At 60.4% G+C, this 512-nt stretch carries 1 protein-coding gene; it reads left to right on the forward strand.

The window, feature by feature from the left end; genetic code table 11:
• A partial coding sequence (locus AC1DS5_RS25660) for a phage major capsid protein (protein WP_477721060.1) occupies positions 1–512 on the forward strand: 512 nt, incomplete at both ends.

Raw genomic sequence — 512 nt, forward strand, 5'->3', positions numbered from 1 at the left:
CAACGGCGTTATCCAGCCGCGCGGGTTCCTGACCTATGGCAACTGGTCTGTGGCTGGCGCTTACGAGCGCAACAAGCTGGAGCAAATCGCTGGTGGCAGCACCTCTGCCATCACCGAAGCAGCTCTCATCGATCTGCAAGGCTCCCTGAAGGAAGACTACCAGGCTCGTGCCACCTTCGCGATGAACCGTGCAGTGTTGACCCACATCATGAAGAACGCAGGAACGAACAACTACCGCTTCCTGAATCTTCAGCCAGCCGTTGGTCCCTCGGGCCAAGTGTTGGGCGCTGTGATGACGCTGCTGGAGAAGCCGGTCGTGCTGTTCGCCGACATGCCGACCATCAGCTCCAACACGCTGCCGGTTGCCTACGGTGATTTCAGCCGTGCCTACACCATCCTCGACCGTGTTGGCATCTCCGTGCTGCGTGACCCGTTCACCAGCAAGGGGCGCGTCAAGTTCCGTAGCATGAAGCGCACAGGTGGGGCGGTCACCAACTTCGACGCCCTCAAGC

The sequence above is a fragment of the Polaromonas sp. P4_H1 genome (assembly GCF_056400945.1).